The organism is Edaphobacter acidisoli (assembly GCF_014642855.1).
GTDB lineage: Bacteria > Acidobacteriota > Terriglobia > Terriglobales > Acidobacteriaceae > Edaphobacter > Edaphobacter acidisoli.
In genome coordinates this window covers 354,728-371,447 of record NZ_BMJB01000003.1, presented here as the reverse complement: position 1 = coordinate 371,447, position 16,720 = coordinate 354,728, and the positions used below count along the sequence as shown (strand labels likewise).

Genomic DNA, 16,720 nt, shown 5'->3' with positions numbered 1-16,720 from the left:
ATTCGTGCAGGAACGTAGCGAAGAACTGTCGCATGTAGGCAATGGAACTCTGCATCCCCCGGATGGTCTCATTGGAGACCACCTTGCGTCAAGGGGATAATCTTCTTTTGAGTTGCGGCTTGCGCAAGCCTTGTTATGACAGTCTGGAGTCGAGCAATTTGGCCAGGCCATCAATTCTGGATAGTCTTGTTGGTTTGAAGAAACGTTCATATACCCTCTTTTAGTTCACAGCGAGGAATGTGGATGCGCATCTCGCGTACGCCGAAGAGCTTGCCGCACTTTGGGCACGGCTTCAGGTTCTTTGGCTTTGCCGAGCGCCGGCGTTCGCGCAGAATGCGGAACGCTTCGGCAACGATCTCATCTTCTGGGTAGTCGCTCAAGGGCATCTCCCGGCAGTGTAAATGGCGAACGTCGCCAAGGTGGGAACCTTTTCTGTTCAGCGATTCAGATTTCTGGCGGCTGTCCAGCAGATCGTGAGCGCTACCAGGATATAGACCAGAATGAAGTGCGCTGGGGATATCGAGTGGAAGATAGCAAGTACATGCTGATGAATGATTTGCGCCATGATTACGCCTCGTTTACTTTTGCACATTATAATAATGTGTAAGAGTAAACCAAGTTTAGCGCACTCTAATAATGTGTCAAGTAAAATCGTGAGGAATTTGTGTCGATTTCGACCATTACCGTAGGGGGCCAGAGTGTGAGCGTGGTTGCTTTGCCTTCTGCACCTGGCTTGAGGCGTGTGGAGTGGAACTATCTTGACTCCGTAGCACGGGTGCGCAGCGTGTTTACCGGGCAAAGCCAGACGCAGCAATGGTTTGGCGCGGACATGCTGGGGGGTACTGCGGAGCTGCCTCCGCTGACGGTGGCGCAGGCGGACGACTGGGAAGCGTTTCTGATGCAGCTTCGCGGCAGCGCGCTTGCCTTTCAGCTTTCAGATCCGCTGCGACCGACGATTCGAGGCAGCGGCGCGGGCTCGCCCATGGTGGACAACACGCAACCGGGCGGGAATGCCGCGGGGAGCCAGATGCTCGCCACCAAGGGCTGGACGGCGAATGCGGTGAATGTGCTGCGGCGCGGCGACTGGATCGAGGTGCAGTACCGGATGTACCGCGTGCTCGACGACGTCACTGCGGACAGCAATGGAAATGCGATTATTCCCATCTGGCCCTCGCTTCGTGAGCAGCCTGCGGCGACGGGGACTTCGGCCCGCTGGCTGAATGCGGCTGGTTCGATTACGCGGACTTCGACGAGCTCGCTCGGATCGCAGGTTTCGTGGGCGCTGTGGAGTAATTTTGCGCTGCCATCGAACACGCCGCTGCCGCCTGATGCGGTGATTCAGGGCATCTACCCCGTCATCATCGCCAGTGGCGTCAAGGATGGCTGCGATCAATTTCTGGGCTATGGCCCCGGAATCAACTGGAACACGCTTGGCGGAGGCATGGCTGGTGCTTCCTGGTTCAGCCAGCCCTATGGGAACCCCGGAAGCGGGCCAAGCCCTGCCGCCAGCTTCTCCAGTACGGAGTTTTACAGCACGAGCATTGGAACACTACTTTCCGTGCTCAATGGTCAGGAGATAGCAGTCTCCATCAATAGCTCACTGAACCAGACGGGGCTTACCGACAGCATGACGGTGACGGGCGTTGGGTTTGCGGTCTATTACACAAGCGCAACGCCGGCGACGGACACTCTGATGCCAGCTCCATTTACTGTCCCGGGCGGACAGGGCGTTGCATGGGCGCTCCCGTCCACTACGTCGGTATCGGTTTCAGATGGATCAGGCACAGCTACTGCGACGCCGGGAATCGACAATGGTGGCTTGACGTTGAATGGCGCGAAGGGTCTCTTCCGCCTGGCACAGAACAAGCGCTCCTCCAGCGCCGATATCACGCTGCTTTCGAAACTCTCGTTTGCGTTTGAGGAGTACCGCTAATGGGACGCGACCTTGCCAGCCAGCTTGCCTCGGCGCTGAGTGATGGGCTGATTGTTCCAGTCTTTCTGGCGCAACTGACCTTTCGCAGCGCGACGCGGTATGTATGGTCCGGGGTCGGCACCCTGTCCTATGGGGGACAGAACTACGCGGGTGTGGGATCGCTGGCCAGTATCGGCGGCATCTCCGAAGGCATCAGCGTGCAGGCGGACGGCACCTCGGTGACGCTGAGCGGGATAGAAAAGATGCTGGGGCAGTCGCCGGATTTTCTCACCGAGTGTCTTTCGGACATTCGCGCGCAGGCCCCGGCGATTCTATGGTTTGGCCTGATGAGCGGAACCGCTGTGCTGGCGACTTATCAGGTTTTTCGCGGGATCATCGATAAGCCGACACTAAATCTGAGCGCAGACACGATCAGCATCACGCTGGCCCTGGAGAGCCGGCTGCTCGATCTGGGCCGCGCTTCGGGGCGGCGCTACACATCGGCTGACCAGAATGTGAACTATCCGGACGACAGCGGCTTTGACTGGGTGGAGATCGAGAACGATATTGCGGTGATCTGGGGGAACTGATGGAAGAGAAAGCTCTGGCCATGCTGGAAAAGCGGATCGCCCTGGAGCGCTCGCCCATCCACAAGGCCCGTCTGCTGCGCGTGAAATATGGGCTCCCTCCGCTGGAGGACGGGCCGTTGCCTGCTGGTCTGACGTATCACTGTGCGGCGTGCGCGATTGTGGTCCCTGCGGATGCGCCTCGTCCGGAAGGGGGCGACTGCGAATTCGTTGCAACCCACAAGCTTGCGTGGTACAAGCCCGAGGAGACTTTGGCGGGCAAGTTCTGTATGGCTGTGGCCGCGTGGGCGCTGATCTACCATCAGCCGCTCAGGGACAAGGCGCATGCGGAGAGTGTGGAATATCTGCGCCAGTTCAAGCACGAGCGCAAGGCGCATTTTGCAGCGTCGGCGGCGCGGCTGGCGATGCTGCCGGAACACATCGAAGCGGAGCGCCAGCACGGGCGCGATGGATGGTTGTATGCCACTGAAGCGAGTTGACAACTGGGACACGGTCGCGCTGGATCAGTTCTTTGTGGCGCGCCGGACGATGCCGTTTGCATGGGGAAAGAACGATTGCTGTCTCTTCACGGCGGATGCGATTCAGGCTATGACGGGCGTCGACCTGGCTGCGGATTTTCGAGGCAAATATAGCGATGCGAAGAGCGCCTTTGCGCTGATTCATTCGCTAAGCGGCGGCTCGACGGTGGCCGATGCGGCCGCATGGTGCGCGACGAAGTACGGTTTGACGGAGTGGGTGGACAAGGCAGCCAAGCCGCTGCCCCTGATGGCGAAACGCGGCGATCTGATCGTGGTGGAGAACGCCGGTCAGTTGATTGCGGGCATCGTGCACCTGAATGGCCGCGATGTGATTTCGGTGGCAGAGCAAGGTGCGGTGCGGCTGCCCCTGACTGCCGTGCAGCGGGCATGGAAGGTATGACGCAGGTGCAAACCAAACCGGAGCGGGCGCGGGTGATTTTGCTTCCTCCACTGAGCTGCCCTTATTGCGGACGGTTTGTGCATCTCTTCGACGATCACCGCTGCCCGGATGCGGTGACCAGCAAAAAAGCAGCGTAAAGGAAGGCGACGCTTCTCTCTATGTCGAAGGCAATCGAAGGCGCGGCCATGCTTGCGGGTGCAGTCGGGATGGGTGCGGCTGCTTTCTTCGATCCCGCGCTCGTTGGATCGCCGTACTACGACAAGCTGATGGCTTCGCTCGCGATCGGCGGCATCAGCATGGAGGCGGGTGCGATTGCCAGTGCGCTGCTCTCCAACCGCGGGCAGAACATCACGACGCGGCAGCCGGCGGCCTATCGCCAGATTATTCGCGGCACCCAGCGCGTGGGCGGTGTGACGGTCTATCAGAGCACGACGGGCAGCTCGCACGACCAATACAACTTCATCATCGTACTCTCTGGCCATGAGGTCGATGCGCTGGAAAATCTCTATCTGGACGGACGGCAGGTCCACTGGCTGGGCAGCGGGCCCGGCTACAGCGTGCGCAATGGTGTTGGTTTCGGCGGCGTTGCCGACAACAATACCTACACTGGCCCGGACGGACAGCATTACAACTTCGGAGGCACAGGGCACAGCGGCATCTACTGCGAAGCGCGCTGGGGAGACCAGGCCGATGGAGATGTGATCAGCGGCATGACGGCCAATGATCCGCAGTGGGCTGCGGTGGGCTCGCGCTCGCCCTATCTGGGCGGGTGCTGCTACATCTATCTCAAGATTGAATACAACCCCAACGTCTTCCCGTCCGCGCCGGAGATAAGGCTGACGGTACGGGGCAAGAACAACATCTTCGATCCGCGCACCAGCACCTATGCGTTTACGAATAACTGGGCGCTTCAGGTTGCCGACGTCATTGCCGATCCGACGTGGGGGCTTGGTGATGCCACGGTCTATACCGACCCTGGCGCGAACGCCCAGCTCGTTGCCGCCGCGAATATCTGCGATGAGCAGGTAACGCTTGCCGGTGGCGGCACGGAATCGCGCTATTGCTGCGACTATGTCTGCGATGCGGGCATCGGGCCCGGGGACGTGCTCGACACGATGATGCCCGGCGCCGCAGGGCGTCTGAGCAGGATTGGCGGCGGATGGTACATCTGGCCCGCAGCCTGGACCGCGCCGAGCTTCACCTTCGACAAGAGCGCGTTGACGGGGCCGATGACGTGGACGCAGAACCGCAGCCTGCGCGACCTCTACAACCGGGTGCGCGGGACGTATATAGCGCCGAACTACCCCTATAACGTTGCGGGCAATCTCTACGATTCGAATGGCTGGTACAACGGCGGATTGCAGAACAATTTCCCCTTTGCCTTCCAGCCTACGAACTTTCCTGAGTATGCCGAGGACGTGCGCCACGGCTTTGCCAGCGATGCGTGGCTGGAGGACGACAGTGGCGTCGAGGGCGCATGGTCGTCGGCGACGACCTACAGCGTGGGGGACGTGGTCATCTACAGCGGCGGGATATGGAAGTCGCTACAGGCGAGCAATACCAATCAGACCCCCAACGCTGCTGGCTCGACATGGTGGGCCGCAGGCGCGGCCTATTTGCCCAAAGAACTCGCGCTGCGCACGACGCTTTCCGTGAGCCAGGCGCAACGCGTGGCCAAGATCACGCTGCTGCGCAATCGCCAGCAGGGCAGCGGAACGTTTTCCATGAGCCTCGCTGCGTGGCAGATGCAGCCCTGCGACGTGATGAGCTTCAGCTTTCCGGAACTGAATTGGACGAACAAAGCTCTGGAGGTGGTCTCAACCCATTTTCGTGTGGAAGCGGGCGCATCGGAGGGGGAGGCCCCGGCCGTCCGCATCGACCTCGGTGTGCAGGAGACGGATTCCAGTGTCTATACGTGGACGCCTTCGACTGACGAGCTGACTCCCTACGACTTGCCAGCGGGCGCGGGGCCGAGTACATCTCCGCGCGCACCTTCGGACCCTACCAGTCTGACGGTGACTGGAAACGCCTATGTCGTCTCTACCGATGGCGTCACCGTGGTGCCGCGGCTGGCGCTCAGTTGGGGCGCGCCTCCAGACGCGATCACGACCCAGATCCAGATTCAGCATGCGGTCCATGCCTCGGGGAACTGGGTGGACGATGGAACAGTGAGCGTTGCCCAGACGGCTGCATATATCACCAATGGCATCGTCGCAGGGACATATTACGACGTGCGCATCCGCAGCCTTCGCTCGACGACCGGTGCCACGGGCAACTGGGTCGAGGTGGACAACACGCTGGCGGCCGCGCCCAACTCGCTGCAATCGAGCTACAGCATCAATCCGCAGTTCCCGCTGACGCAGCCGACTGCCACTTCCATCGCGGTTGCGTCCACGGCTGCGACGTTTGGTTCGACGACCGTGAATTATGCAGCGCGTACGTTGACGATCCCGACGCCTAGCTCGCCGACGTGGTATTACGTCACGATTGCTGACTCAGCGCAGCAGGGTGAGAGCGGCAGTCCAACGCTGGCGGCGACAGCCAGCACGTCGACTTCGCTGGTTGGGGTACAGGGAAACACTTATCTGGGCGCGATTCTGGCTTTGCCCGGCGGGAGCGCGACGCAGATCCTCGCAGGCGGCTGGCCCGCGCCGCAGACGGTACAGGTGCAATGAGCGAGCCGACGACAGCAATCCTGCTGAATAGAACCGCGCCGGCGGCGCCGACGGGAGATCAGAACGTCGTCTTCCAGAGCGACGATGCGACGCCGCAGCAGTCCATCAGCGCCTATCCCAAGCGCATGGTTGGGGACAGTGGCAGCGGCGGTACGGCAGGAACCGTGCCTCCTCCGGGTTCAGGAGACGCGGCGGCCGGAAAGTTTCTGAAGGCAGATGGGACGTGGGAGGTTCCTAGTTCATTTGCTGACAACGAAATTCTCATTGTGACTTCAGGTCCTACGATTCCAGCTCTGGCGCACACGCCGAATCCGGCTTCGAGTCTGAAGCTTTATTGGCAAGGTGCGCGACAGCGCTACGCCACGGACTTTACCCTCTCCGGGACTGCAATCACCCCGGTAACTTTCACACCCTCTGTAGGAGACAATCTCATTGCAGACTATCGTTACTAAAATCGCATTGGCTTTCCTGCTCTGCCTGCCAGTGTATGCACAGCAGCAGTTCCATGAGTCGCAGGTACAAGGCTTGGTTGCGGATTTGGCGGCTCGCGGCACCATAACGGCTGCGCAGCAGCAGGGTTATATCTATGGAGCCGATACGGGCACCGCAAACGCTTATGCGGTGACTCTCTCGCCAGCGCCGACGATCATAGCGGGCAGCATCGTGGTCATCAAGATTGCGAATGCAAACACTGGTGCTTCTACTCTTGCAGTGAATGGTGGAACAGCTACTTCGATCAAAAAGCAAGGCTCGACCTCACTGGCAAGCGGCGATCTCGCTGCCGGGCAGATTGCGGCCCTCGTCTTCGATGGCACTAATTGGCAATTAGTCGGGATAAGCGGCGGTGGTAGTTCGGGCATCACACAGCTCACTGGAGACGTGAATGCGGGCCCGGGATCGGGCAGTCAGGCGGCAACGCTCGCGAGTTCCGGTGTAACTGCTGGAAGCTACACGAGTGCGAATATCACCGTTGATGCTAAGGGCCGCGTTACTTCCGCATCCAATGGAAGCGCGTCACTCTATTTTGGTCAGGGTGATGCGGTGGCATCTTCTGGCAATAACAAGATCACGCTGGGATCTACTCCGCTGACGGGTTCGTTGTCTGTGTTTGTAAATGGAGACATCCTTCGCCCAAGCACAGCTTATAGTGCCTCTGGCGTCAATGTATCCCTTACGTCTTCATTGTCGACATCTGATGTGGTCGTCGCCAATTGGGCCACCTCGAACAGCACTCCCGGCTCGATATCTCTTTCTACAGTGCTTGCAGCGCCATCTCTCGTCCAGTCCACTGGGGCTGCGAACTCGACCCGCACGAGCCCGTTCAGCATCGCCTTTTCCGCAAATAACACGGCAGGCAATGACATCGTTGTAATGTCCATAGGCGATAATTCTTCGCCCACTGTTACTGACAGCCAAAGCAATACCTACACGAAGGTTTATACAAGCGCATCGTTCAATCTGGATATCTATGTCGCCAAGTCGATTGCAGGCGGCGCGAATACGGTTACGATCACTCCCGGTGGCGGCGGGTTTGTCGAAGCAGCGACGATTCATGAGGTGCACGGAGCAAATGCCACAACACCCTTTGATGTCGCTAATTCGCCTGGAATGACATTCAGGGCGAGTGGATCTTATAGCTCCGGCAACATCACGACAACGGGAACAAATGACCTTTTGATTACGGTGGGATATGGTTCCGGGACAATTGCAGAAGCGAATGGATGGACGCTAATTGCAGGAACTCCGGCATCGTCCGGCTGGGCCGCATGGTCATCTACGCAGGTGACGGGTACTTATTCAGACTCCGTTTCGCAATCTTCAGCAGGAAATCAACAGACAGGTATCGCAGCTTTCAAGCCGTAATGAATTAGCCCACTTCACTGAAAAAGGAAATCTCTCTATGAGAATTGTCCGCAATATTAGCGGCCTCGCGGCCCTGTGTCTTCTCTTCCTTTGGCTGCTGACGCGCAGCGTGTTTGCGTCGGTTTCCTATCCGCACGTGCAGACGACGGGCACCGTTGCTGCCTCGCCCATCTCCCGCTATGTCACGCTGACCGTGCATCTGCGCAACATCGGCGGCATCGCTACGGCCTGCGTCGTGAAGGCGAGCGGCCAGAAACGCGTGACGGGCATCTCCGCTGACGGCGAGGCTGAAGTCACCTTTGCCGCACTCAAGGACTATCACGGCTACACCGTTCACTGCGAAGTGAACTGAGAAAGGAAAAGGGCAATGAACTTGTTTTCTATCCTCCTCTTTGCGTTCATGATGGCGCAGAGTGCTTCCATGCCTGCGCCCGCACCCGTCACCTGGACGGGCATCACTGTCACTGTCAACGGCGTGACCTACAACTGTCCGGCTGCGGGATCGAGCTGCACTGTGGTGAGCGCGCCCAGCTCGTCCGGCACGGTCACGTCTTCGTCCGGATCGTCTTCTGCTTCTTCGAGCTCGTCGTCCTCCAGCTCGACCGCATCTTCGTCTGGCTCTTCGTCATCTTCGAGTGGCGCAACCTCTGGCTCGACGACGCCAGCGGCATGTCCTGCGGGCATTACCTGCTGGTACGTGAGGCCGGATGGAGGCACGCGCTACAGTTCGAATGTGACCAGTGGTCAATGCGACGGCCTCGGCGACGCGCCATATCCCGGTTCAGGCGTGAATCAACACTGCGCGTTCAATGATTATCGCTATCTGTATCAAGATGGCACCTACGCGAATGGTTCGGCTTTCCCGGCGTGGGGATGGATCATCAAGAGCGGCGACTGGGTCATTGTTCGTGGCTCAATAGGGACCGGCGTCAGCTATCGTCTCGGAGCTGCGCCCCCGACCCAGACCACCTATTGCGACTCGACCAATGTGTGTTGGGGACTGGCGGGCGATGCTGCCGATTCCTACAATCCTCCCATCCCTGCCGGGACAGCAGCGAAGCACACACGCATTCTCGGTGAGAACTACGCGGCCTGCTCCAGCCAATCGGCGCGCACGCAGCTTCATGGAGGCACGGGGCTCTATTACCTGCTGAACCTGAAAAGCACCTCCTACGTGGACGTGCAATGCCTGGACCTGACCGACTTCTCCGGCTGCAGCCGCTCCGTAGGTGCCTGTGCGGCGACTGAGGACTATGCAACCAATGGGATCTGGCTCTATACCAACTCCACGAACATCACGCTAGCCGACGTGCGGGTGCATGGGCTTGCTTATTCAGGCATTGGCGGACCGCCGGGCACGGGGTTTGTTGCGACGGACCTTGCGATTCTGGGCAACGGCGGAGCCGGCTGGAACGCCGATCCTGGAGACGGAACGACCGGTGTGGGGACGATGCTGGTTGAAAACTTCAACATCAGTTGGAATGGCTGCGCAGAAGAGTATCCCATCGTCGATGCGGTGCCGTACGACAATTGCCGCGACGATTCGACGGGCGGCTATGGGGATGGATTCGGAACGACGACGGCTGTGAGTCCCGCGCCTGGCTGGCAGATTCACTTCGACAACGGCATTGTGAGCTACAACACGCAGGATGGCCTGGATGCGCTTCACGTGAATGGGCCCGGGACGTCAGTAGCTTATACGCGCGTGCTTGCGTTCGGCAACGAAGGGCAGCAACTGAAGGTGGGCGCAGTCTCGACAATCCAGAACAGCCTCATCGTCGGAAATTGTGCAGCCATCCAGCAGGCGATTCCGGGAAGGCCGGCGACGACCGGCGACAATCTGGCCGATGTTTGCCGAGGTGGAAACGAGGCTGTGGCTGTTGTGACCTGGCCGGGACAGCCGACGGTCTTTCAGAACAACACCCTGATTACGGGAGGATACCTCGGGATCGAGGTGGAATATGCGACTTCGGACACGGGCCCGACGAATACGATGCTCTACAACAACAATGTATTTATCGGCTACCTGAACGTCGCTCATGGCCAAAATCCGGCTGTGCTCTATTCAAACACAGACCTGAAAGCATTGACCAATCCGGGGGCGAGCTGGACGAACAATGCCACCTATGGCGCAAAGACCTCATGCCCTCAGGCTGGAGAGAGCGCAGCAGTCTGTGCTGATCCCGGCTTGATTGACGAGACCCTGCACGCCTATGGCTATGGCAATATGGCTCCCGCCGTCACAAACAATGTGACCGGCAAGGGGATCGCAGTCCCGGGAATTACGGTGGACTTCAATGGCGCGCCACGTCCCAATCCCCCCACAATTGGCGCGATCGAATGATTTTTTCGGGCAAACTTTCAATCAAAAAAACAGGAGTTCATCATGAAAAAACTCGCATTATTCGTCATCTTTCTCGTCCTTCCATTATCAGCTTATGCTGCCACGGAAGTAACCTTCACGTGGATCAACCCAAACACGGTCTGCACAGCTACCGTGACGAAATCCTGCGTCAATAGTGCAACACTGACGGACACAACGCTGAACACTGTCGTCAGTTCAACCATTCCAGCCAGCACCACGACATTCACGTATACCCCAACAGGGGGCATTCCGTTTGGATGGTCGCATAGCTACTCACTAGTGCTAAACGGTGTGGACGCGAATGGAAACGCTGTTACGTCCGATCCGGCTACCGTCACTGTTACCAACTCGACGCTCAGCCCACCGACCGGGTTTACGGCGACATTGCAATGACTCGGCTCTTCATCCTAGGGCTGGCGGTGCTGGGGCTGACGGGATGTCCGTCTTCATCCGCTCCTACACCGCCGCTTGCTCCCACACTGACGTGGACGGGCAACGGCAATCCTGGTGTCCCTGAATGCAGCGCCACGGTGACGACGTGGTGTCTGACTGGATATAAACTCACCGACTCGAATGGATTATCGGTGTCATTGTCGCTGACCCAGATGCAGTATGCTCCCCCAGACATAGCGACGTACCAGCTCTTTGTCACTGCAATTGACGGAGCAGGGAAAGCCGTCGAATCCCCACCTGCCACGGCACCGTAAAAAGAAACCGTTATCCCCTGGACTGCCCAGATTGTTTCAGGACTTAGTCCCTCTGGACAGCGTCAGTCCTTCCTTTTCAGCCAGAGCGCGGAGGCCTTCGCGGGCTAGCTCACTGGTTTTCGTAATCCCTTTTTTCCGTTTCAATTGCTCAATCAGCCGCAGATCCTGCTCGTTCCAGCGAATGGAGGTGGTTCCGGGAGTCTTTCGCATCATGGCGGAAATGTACACCGAAATCCGAATAATGCAAAACTTTAGTAATGAATTGTATTATTTGTGCTACAAATCATGCTTTTGTGCTACGTTCGATATGGCCGGAGGCTTCGGTCTGGATTCTTCTTCGACCAGGCGGGCGAGTGCCAGACGCATGGTATTGGTGCGGTCCAGCAGGAGCTTCTTTCCTAGATCGTCGAGGGCCCGGATCTGGCGAGGCGTGAGCGCGATGTGAATGCGAACGAGGCGGCCGGATGGCATGGCTCAAATGTAAGGGTTTTTGAGGACACATAAAGTGCACCTCCGTGTGCCCTCCGGGCGCGTTTCCCATTTCAGGAAAAATGGGAGTTGTCTATGCAACTTTCGTTTTTTGAGGATGAAGAAAAGGGTGTATCGTGGGCGCGTGTTCACACCAAAGAGGGACACACGCCGGGACACGTTATGTGCACGGCGTGCGCACGGTTGCATATGGGCTCTGCTTTACTTTCACCTGCCTTGGCGTTTGAAGAAGCGTTTGAAATCTGGATTGCACGACGGATTCTGAGACACCGGACGCTGTTGAGCGACGCGCACTATATCAGCGAAAGAACCGAATGGGACTATCGTCAGTATGCGCGCGCCCTGGCAAAGTTTTTCACGGGCATGCCACTTGCCAGCATCCGGAAAGAACATCTCTACGCCTATCAACATGACCGCGCGTTCTGCGAAGACGGTCGATGGGAGCGTCAGGCGGGCGCGAATCGCATTCGCAAGGAAGTAGGCATGCTGTTGCGCATGCTCCGCGAAGCGGGAGTCTGGCAGGAGGGTGATGGCAAGCCGGGCCGGAGGTATCGCGGGGATGATGATTTCCAGCTCGTCTCTGCAGTCGAAAGCGATATTCAGCGTGCGCTGACGCCGGAGGAGCAATATCGCTGGCTGGAGGTGGCAGGAAGCAAAAACCGCTGGCAGTTTATTTATCAGTACAGCATTGTGGCTCTCCAGACGTGTATGTCGACGAACGAGCTGCGCGGGCTGCGGATCGACGATGTGCGGCTGGACCAGCGTGTCGTGCAGGTTCGTTGGGCGTGTGCGAAGAACCGATTTCGCGTGCGCACGATTCCGCTGGAGACAGAGGAGGTTTGCTGGGCGTTTGAATCGCTCATCTATCGCGCACAAAAGCTTGGTGCGGCCGCTCCACACCACTACCTTTTCCCCTTGCGCGAGCGTCAGCACAGCGCGGGTGTCACGCAGTACGAAAACCGCTATTACGATCCAACGCGGCCGATGACGGTCTCAGGGCTGCGCAAACTTTGGGACGAGGTGCGCGATGAGACCGGGCTGAATTGGTTCGTTCCTTACGATACGAGGCATAGTGGTTTGACTCGCCTGGCCGAGGCGGGTATTCCAATTGGAATTATTCGCAGCTACTCTGGCCACATGACCCGTAAGATGGAGCAGCACTACACGCAGATATCGATGATGTCGAAGAGGAAGGCGGCGGCGTCGACATGGAGCGGATCGGTGCCGCGACCTGCATTGGTCAGTGTGGAATCGCGCGACCTTCGCGCGGGCTGAACCATAATGGACAACATTTCCACACGCATGTGGAAAATAAAAAGATTGACAGAAGGCGCAAGATGCCTCCATGATGGCGACTGTTTGCATTGCTTCGAGAGTGCTCAACTCTTCGAACGATGGTCTGGGACCGTTCAAACTCAAGGGTTTCCAACTCTTCTTAGAGCGACGGTCTGAGGCATGAGAGCGACGGACTCATAACCCGTAGGTCGACAGTTCGATTCTGTCCACCGCCACCAAAGTGTTAGCTCTGGACACGGGCCAATTCTCGCAAGAGAGTATCATTTTACTGACGGGATACGTCTAAGAGGCAGGGTGGGTTGCGCCCGCTGCGACGCCCGTGGAGACTGTTCGCTACGATGCCTAAGATTTCGAAGATCCTTCTGCTTGCTGCTTCAGTCGTGCTGGTGCTGGGTGTTTTCCTTGGCGTGAATTCGCCAGGCGTGAATGCCGCGTCGGAGTCGCAGGACGGCGCCTATAAGCAGATCAATGTGTACAGCGAAGTACTGCGGCACATCCAGACAGACTATGTGACAGAGCCAAACATGGCGGACGTGACGAATGGCGCGTTGCGTGGGCTGCTGGAGTCTCTGGACGTGGACTCGAGCTATCTGAGCCCAACAGACTATAAGGCATATAAAGCGGATAAGCCCGGCAAGGCGCAGGTAGGCATCAATGTCTCGAAGCGCTATGGCTATGCGACGGTGGTTTCGGTGGTTCCGGGAAGCCCGGCAGACAAGGCCAGTCTGACCGATGGCGACATTATTGAAGCAATCGGCGGCAAGGACACACGCGATATTTCGCTGGCGATGATTCGGCTGATGCTCGAGGGAGACCCTGGCAGCCAGTTGACCGTTGCGGTGGTGCGTGCCGCGAGCCCAGTGCCGGACAAGATTACGATGACGCGGACGGCAATTCAGGTACCTGCGGTTTCGGAGACGATGTACGAGAACTCGTCGATTCTCTATATCAAGCCCGATGTGCTGGACCGCGAGCATGTGCAGCAGGTGGAATCCAAGCTGAAGGCGATGCCGAAGGAAGGCAATAAGAAGATTCTGCTCGACCTGCGCGATGTGGCTTCGGGCGACATGGCCGAGGCGACGCGGCTGGCGAACTTCTTCCTGAAGTCGGGCACGATCACGATGCTTGAAGGCCAGACCGTAGCGAAGCAGACATTTACAGCAGACCCGTCGAAGGCGATCAACGCGACGGCCCCGATGGTGGTGCTCGTGAATCGCGGTACCGCCGGACCGGCTGAAGTGGTGGCTGCGGCCCTGCTCGACAACAATCGCGCAGAGCTGGTGGGCGAGAAGACATTCGGCGAGGGCGCGCAGCAGAAGACGTTCGAGCTGCCGGACGGCGCAGCGCTGATTCTCTCGGTAGCGAAGTACGAGTCGCCCTCGGGCAAGAAGATTCAGGACGAGGCGGTGACGCCGGAGGTGCTGGTCGCGTCCGATTCGGATGACTCGGATAACGCGCAGCAGAAGCAGAGTGTGTCGGTGGATGCGCAGCTGAACAAGGCACTCGACATTTTGAAGAGCAAGGCTTCTTAACAAACACGGAACAGGCACTTCATATCTGACGCGTAGCGTGCGGCTCTGCGTGCTATCGTGAAGATGTTGTGTTCAGCGAATACACGCGCCAGGAGAAGTCATCTGAGGTAGAGACTGAGCCGCGCTGGAGGCAGCTTGTCCGCCGTCTGGTGAACGGGCCGGACTACCCCAGCAGACGAACTGCGCGCCGCATCACCTTCTATACATTGCTGGGGCTCTCGGCGGTATTTGGGGCGCTGTGTGGCCTGATGCTGGTCTACTCGGTCGACTTGCCGCAGATGGACGATCTGGCGAGGTATCGACCCAGCACGACGACCGAGCTGCTGGATATTCATGGGCGAGTGATCGGCTCCTTCGCGCTGGAGCGGCGCGTGGTGGAACCGTACGATGCGTTTCCGCCAGTGCTGCGAAATGCGATCATCTCAATCGAAGACAAGAGCTTTGAGAGCAACTGGGGCGTGAACCTGATTCGCGCGGTGGGCGCTGCGTATCGCGATCTGCACTCGGACGAGAAGGCGCAGGGCGCATCGACGATCACGATGCAGCTGGCGCGCAATCTCTTTCTGTCTTCGGAGAAGACCTACAGCCGCAAGTTTCAGGAGATTCTGCTGACAATGCAGATCGAGCGGCGATTTACCAAGCCGCAGATCTTCACGATGTATGCGAACCAGATTTATCTGGGGCGCGGAACGTATGGGTTTGAGGCGGGAGCGGAGTACTACTTCAGCAAGCACGCTAAGGACCTGACGTTGCCTGAGGCCGCGCTGCTTGCGGCGCTGCCCAAAGGGCCGGAGTACTACTCGCCGGTGCGCTATCCGGACCGCGCACTCAAGCGGCGCAACCTGGTGCTGAGCGAGATGCTCTCTGACGGGAAGATCACCCAGGCGCAGGCTGATGCAGCGAAGGCCGCTCCGCTGGGGTTGCATATTGAGCCGCCTCCGAACAGCGTGGCTCCGTATTTCGTCGAGGAGGTGCGCAAGCAGCTTGAAAAAGAGTATGGCGTGGAAGAGGTGCATGGTGCGGGGTTGCGCGTGTACACGACGCTTGATCTCGACCTGCAATTGGCCGCGAATAAAGCGGTGCTGGATGGCACAGCGACCTATGAGCGACGGCGAGGATGGCAGGGCAAGCTGGAGAACGTTGTGCTGGAGGGAATGGATCCTGCCGAATATAAGAATCCTGACTGGTCACAGACGATTGGCGTGGGCAGCTATGTTCATGGGTTAGTGACGCAGGTTTCGCCAAAGATCGTTGTCGTCAAACTGGGTAAGCAACTTGCGATGCTGACTCCGCCTGACTGGAAGTGGACGGGAAATGTGGATGGCGACAGCTTTCTGCGCAGCGGCGATATTGTCTACGTGAAGGTGACGGGAGTTGCGGCGGATGGCACGCTGCGCGCTTCGCTCGAACAGGACTCTGGCGCGCAGGCTGCGCTGATGGCGGTGGATAACGCAACGGGCGAGGTGCTGGCAATGGTCGGCGGACGCGACTTTGCGCTCTCGCAGTTCAATCGCGCGACGCAGGCCGAGCGGCAGGTGGGGTCGTCATTTAAGCCGTATGTGTATACCACGGCGTTCGAAGCAGGCGCGAAGCCGTCCGACATTATTGTGGATGGTCCCGTGACGTTTCCGACGCCCGGTGGGCCTTACACACCGCACAACTATGAAGGCAACTACAAAGGAGCGATGACGTTGACGAACGCATTCGCCGAGTCGCGGAACATTCCAGCGCTGAAGCTGGCCTATCGTTACGGCATTCGCAAGGTGATTGCTACGGCGCAGCGGTTCGGAATTACCAGCGACATGCCTCCGTTTCTTCCGGTGGCGATCGGGGCTGCGGACATCTCGTTGTATGAGCAGGTGGCGGCGTACAGCGTGTTCCCGAATGACGGCATTCGCATTGAGCCGCACTATATCCGCAAGGTTGTGGAGGCGGATGGGATGCCGTTTGATGACAAGCCGGCTGCGGTGACTGACGTGATCTCGACCGATATTGCGCGCGAGATGATGCAGCTGTTCGAAGCCGTGGTACAGCATGGGACGGCCTACTCTGCTTCGCAGTTGAAGCATCCGCTGGGCGGCAAGACGGGCACAACGAATAACTACACCGATGCGTGGTTCGTCGGCTTCTCGCCTTCAGTAACGTGCGGGACGTGGATTGGCTTCGACAGCCGCGAGTCGCTTGGCGACAAAGAGACGGGCGCGCGTGCGGCCCTGCCAATCTGGATGGACTTCATGCGCGCGGCCATTGCGAACAAGCCGAATGAGCATTTTGCCGGTGAGGAAGCTGCGAAGCCCCAGGTAGTCGCGACCAGGCCGGCTGCGCCCGAAAAGGTTGTCGTGCCAACGACTCCTGATGGCGGCTCGGTTCGATAAG

18 protein-coding genes are annotated in these 16,720 nt (G+C 58.6%); 15 read left to right on the top strand and 3 right to left on the bottom strand.

Going from position 1 to position 16,720, the window contains the following annotated elements:
- Positions 1-206: 206 nt before the first annotated feature.
- On the bottom strand, positions 207-380 hold the full coding sequence (locus tag IEX36_RS16555; protein ID WP_188760672.1) for a hypothetical protein: 174 nt from the start codon (positions 378-380) through the stop codon (positions 207-209).
- 284 nt (positions 381-664) lie between these two features.
- Between IEX36_RS16555 and IEX36_RS16550 the strand changes: the two genes are divergently transcribed.
- Genes IEX36_RS16550 through IEX36_RS16510 form a run of 9 tightly spaced genes read left to right on the top strand, consistent with a single transcriptional unit; the run spans position 665 to position 8,307 of the window.
- Complete coding sequence (locus IEX36_RS16550; RefSeq protein WP_188760671.1) at positions 665-1,933, top strand: hypothetical protein; 1,269 nt, start codon at positions 665-667, stop codon at positions 1,931-1,933.
- A complete protein-coding gene (locus tag IEX36_RS16545) occupies positions 1,933-2,502 on the top strand; it encodes a hypothetical protein (protein WP_188760670.1) in 570 nt (189 codons plus the stop codon). The genes IEX36_RS16550 and IEX36_RS16545 overlap by 1 nt, the downstream gene beginning before the upstream one ends.
- A gap of 20 nt (positions 2,503-2,522) precedes the next feature.
- A complete protein-coding gene (locus tag IEX36_RS16540; RefSeq protein WP_188760669.1) occupies positions 2,523-2,978 on the top strand; it encodes a hypothetical protein in 456 nt (151 codons plus the stop codon).
- Positions 2,959-3,417, top strand: coding sequence for a DUF6950 family protein (locus tag IEX36_RS16535; protein ID WP_188760668.1), 459 nt, complete (start codon positions 2,959-2,961; stop codon positions 3,415-3,417). The genes IEX36_RS16540 and IEX36_RS16535 overlap by 20 nt, the downstream gene beginning before the upstream one ends.
- Positions 3,414-3,554 carry a hypothetical protein gene (locus IEX36_RS16530; protein ID WP_188760667.1) on the top strand — a complete coding sequence of 47 codons (141 nt, stop codon included), beginning with the start codon at positions 3,414-3,416 and terminating at the stop codon, positions 3,552-3,554. The genes IEX36_RS16535 and IEX36_RS16530 overlap by 4 nt, the downstream gene beginning before the upstream one ends.
- 21 nt (positions 3,555-3,575) lie before the next feature.
- Positions 3,576-6,092, top strand: a complete 2,517-nt coding sequence (locus tag IEX36_RS16525) for a phage tail protein (RefSeq protein ID WP_188760666.1) — start codon at positions 3,576-3,578, stop codon at positions 6,090-6,092.
- Entirely contained in the window at positions 6,089-6,544 is a 456-nt protein-coding gene (locus IEX36_RS16520) for a hypothetical protein (protein ID WP_188760665.1), read from the top strand. The genes IEX36_RS16525 and IEX36_RS16520 overlap by 4 nt, the downstream gene beginning before the upstream one ends.
- The gene (locus tag IEX36_RS16515; RefSeq protein WP_188760664.1) at positions 6,525-7,955 is read left to right on the top strand and encodes a hypothetical protein; all 1,431 of its coding nucleotides are present in this window, start codon (positions 6,525-6,527) and stop codon (positions 7,953-7,955) included. The genes IEX36_RS16520 and IEX36_RS16515 overlap by 20 nt, the downstream gene beginning before the upstream one ends.
- Before the next feature lie 37 nt (positions 7,956-7,992).
- The gene (locus IEX36_RS16510) at positions 7,993-8,307 is read left to right on the top strand and encodes a hypothetical protein (protein WP_188760663.1); all 315 of its coding nucleotides are present in this window, start codon (positions 7,993-7,995) and stop codon (positions 8,305-8,307) included.
- Positions 8,308-8,435: 128 nt separating this feature from the next.
- On the opposite strand, the gene IEX36_RS16505 is transcribed toward IEX36_RS16510, so the two are convergent.
- Complete coding sequence (locus IEX36_RS16505) at positions 8,436-8,639, bottom strand: hypothetical protein (RefSeq protein WP_188760662.1); 204 nt, start codon at positions 8,637-8,639, stop codon at positions 8,436-8,438.
- 49 nt (positions 8,640-8,688) lie between these two features.
- Here IEX36_RS16505 and IEX36_RS16500 point away from each other — a divergent pair, with 49 nt between their 5' ends.
- The 3 genes from IEX36_RS16500 to IEX36_RS16490 are packed head-to-tail and all read left to right on the top strand — an operon-like array spanning position 8,689 to position 11,027.
- Complete coding sequence (locus IEX36_RS16500; protein ID WP_188760661.1) at positions 8,689-10,299, top strand: hypothetical protein; 1,611 nt, start codon at positions 8,689-8,691, stop codon at positions 10,297-10,299.
- A 42-nt stretch (positions 10,300-10,341) separates the two neighbouring features.
- Complete coding sequence (locus IEX36_RS16495; RefSeq protein WP_188760660.1) at positions 10,342-10,713, top strand: hypothetical protein; 372 nt, start codon at positions 10,342-10,344, stop codon at positions 10,711-10,713.
- Positions 10,710-11,027 (top strand): hypothetical protein, encoded by a 318-nt coding sequence (locus IEX36_RS16490; RefSeq protein ID WP_188760659.1) that lies wholly within the window; start codon positions 10,710-10,712, stop codon positions 11,025-11,027. The genes IEX36_RS16495 and IEX36_RS16490 overlap by 4 nt, the downstream gene beginning before the upstream one ends.
- A gap of 276 nt (positions 11,028-11,303) precedes the next feature.
- On the opposite strand, the gene IEX36_RS16485 is transcribed toward IEX36_RS16490, so the two are convergent.
- The gene (locus IEX36_RS16485) at positions 11,304-11,498 is read right to left on the bottom strand and encodes a hypothetical protein (protein ID WP_188760658.1); all 195 of its coding nucleotides are present in this window, start codon (positions 11,496-11,498) and stop codon (positions 11,304-11,306) included.
- A gap of 93 nt (positions 11,499-11,591) precedes the next feature.
- On the opposite strand from IEX36_RS16485, the gene IEX36_RS16480 reads away from it, so the two are divergent.
- The 3 genes from IEX36_RS16480 (at position 11,592) to IEX36_RS16470 (ending at position 16,719) form a co-directional block, all read left to right on the top strand.
- Complete coding sequence (locus IEX36_RS16480) at positions 11,592-12,791, top strand: tyrosine-type recombinase/integrase (protein WP_188760657.1); 1,200 nt, start codon at positions 11,592-11,594, stop codon at positions 12,789-12,791.
- Between the two features lie 359 nt (positions 12,792-13,150).
- Positions 13,151-14,344 carry a S41 family peptidase gene (locus IEX36_RS16475; RefSeq protein WP_188760656.1) on the top strand — a complete coding sequence of 398 codons (1,194 nt, stop codon included), beginning with the start codon at positions 13,151-13,153 and terminating at the stop codon, positions 14,342-14,344.
- A gap of 68 nt (positions 14,345-14,412) precedes the next feature.
- A complete protein-coding gene (locus IEX36_RS16470; RefSeq protein WP_229669081.1) occupies positions 14,413-16,719 on the top strand; it encodes a penicillin-binding protein 1A in 2,307 nt (768 codons plus the stop codon).
- The last annotated feature ends 1 nt before the right edge of the window (position 16,720 follow it).

Bases quoted from the DNA above. Each gene is read 5' to 3' on its own strand.
- IEX36_RS16525 (WP_188760666.1), top strand. From the start codon at position 3,576: ATGTCGAAGGCAATCGAAGGCGCGGCCATGCTTGCGGGTGCAGTCGGG.
- IEX36_RS16545 (WP_188760670.1), top strand. From the start codon at position 1,933: ATGGGACGCGACCTTGCCAGCCAGCTTGCCTCGGCGCTGAGTGATGGG.
- IEX36_RS16535 (WP_188760668.1), top strand. From the start codon at position 2,959: ATGCCACTGAAGCGAGTTGACAACTGGGACACGGTCGCGCTGGATCAG.
- IEX36_RS16480 (WP_188760657.1), top strand. From the start codon at position 11,592: ATGCAACTTTCGTTTTTTGAGGATGAAGAAAAGGGTGTATCGTGGGCG.
- IEX36_RS16490 (WP_188760659.1), top strand. From the start codon at position 10,710: ATGACTCGGCTCTTCATCCTAGGGCTGGCGGTGCTGGGGCTGACGGGA.
- IEX36_RS16505 (WP_188760662.1), bottom strand. From the start codon at position 8,639: ATGCCCGCAGGACATGCCGCTGGCGTCGTCGAGCCAGAGGTTGCGCCA.
- IEX36_RS16510 (WP_188760663.1), top strand. From the start codon at position 7,993: ATGAGAATTGTCCGCAATATTAGCGGCCTCGCGGCCCTGTGTCTTCTC.
- IEX36_RS16530 (WP_188760667.1), top strand. From the start codon at position 3,414: ATGACGCAGGTGCAAACCAAACCGGAGCGGGCGCGGGTGATTTTGCTT.
- IEX36_RS16520 (WP_188760665.1), top strand. From the start codon at position 6,089: ATGAGCGAGCCGACGACAGCAATCCTGCTGAATAGAACCGCGCCGGCG.
- IEX36_RS16495 (WP_188760660.1), top strand. From the start codon at position 10,342: ATGAAAAAACTCGCATTATTCGTCATCTTTCTCGTCCTTCCATTATCA.
- IEX36_RS16475 (WP_188760656.1), top strand. From the start codon at position 13,151: ATGCCTAAGATTTCGAAGATCCTTCTGCTTGCTGCTTCAGTCGTGCTG.
- IEX36_RS16485 (WP_188760658.1), bottom strand. From the start codon at position 11,498: ATGCCATCCGGCCGCCTCGTTCGCATTCACATCGCGCTCACGCCTCGC.
- IEX36_RS16540 (WP_188760669.1), top strand. From the start codon at position 2,523: ATGCTGGAAAAGCGGATCGCCCTGGAGCGCTCGCCCATCCACAAGGCC.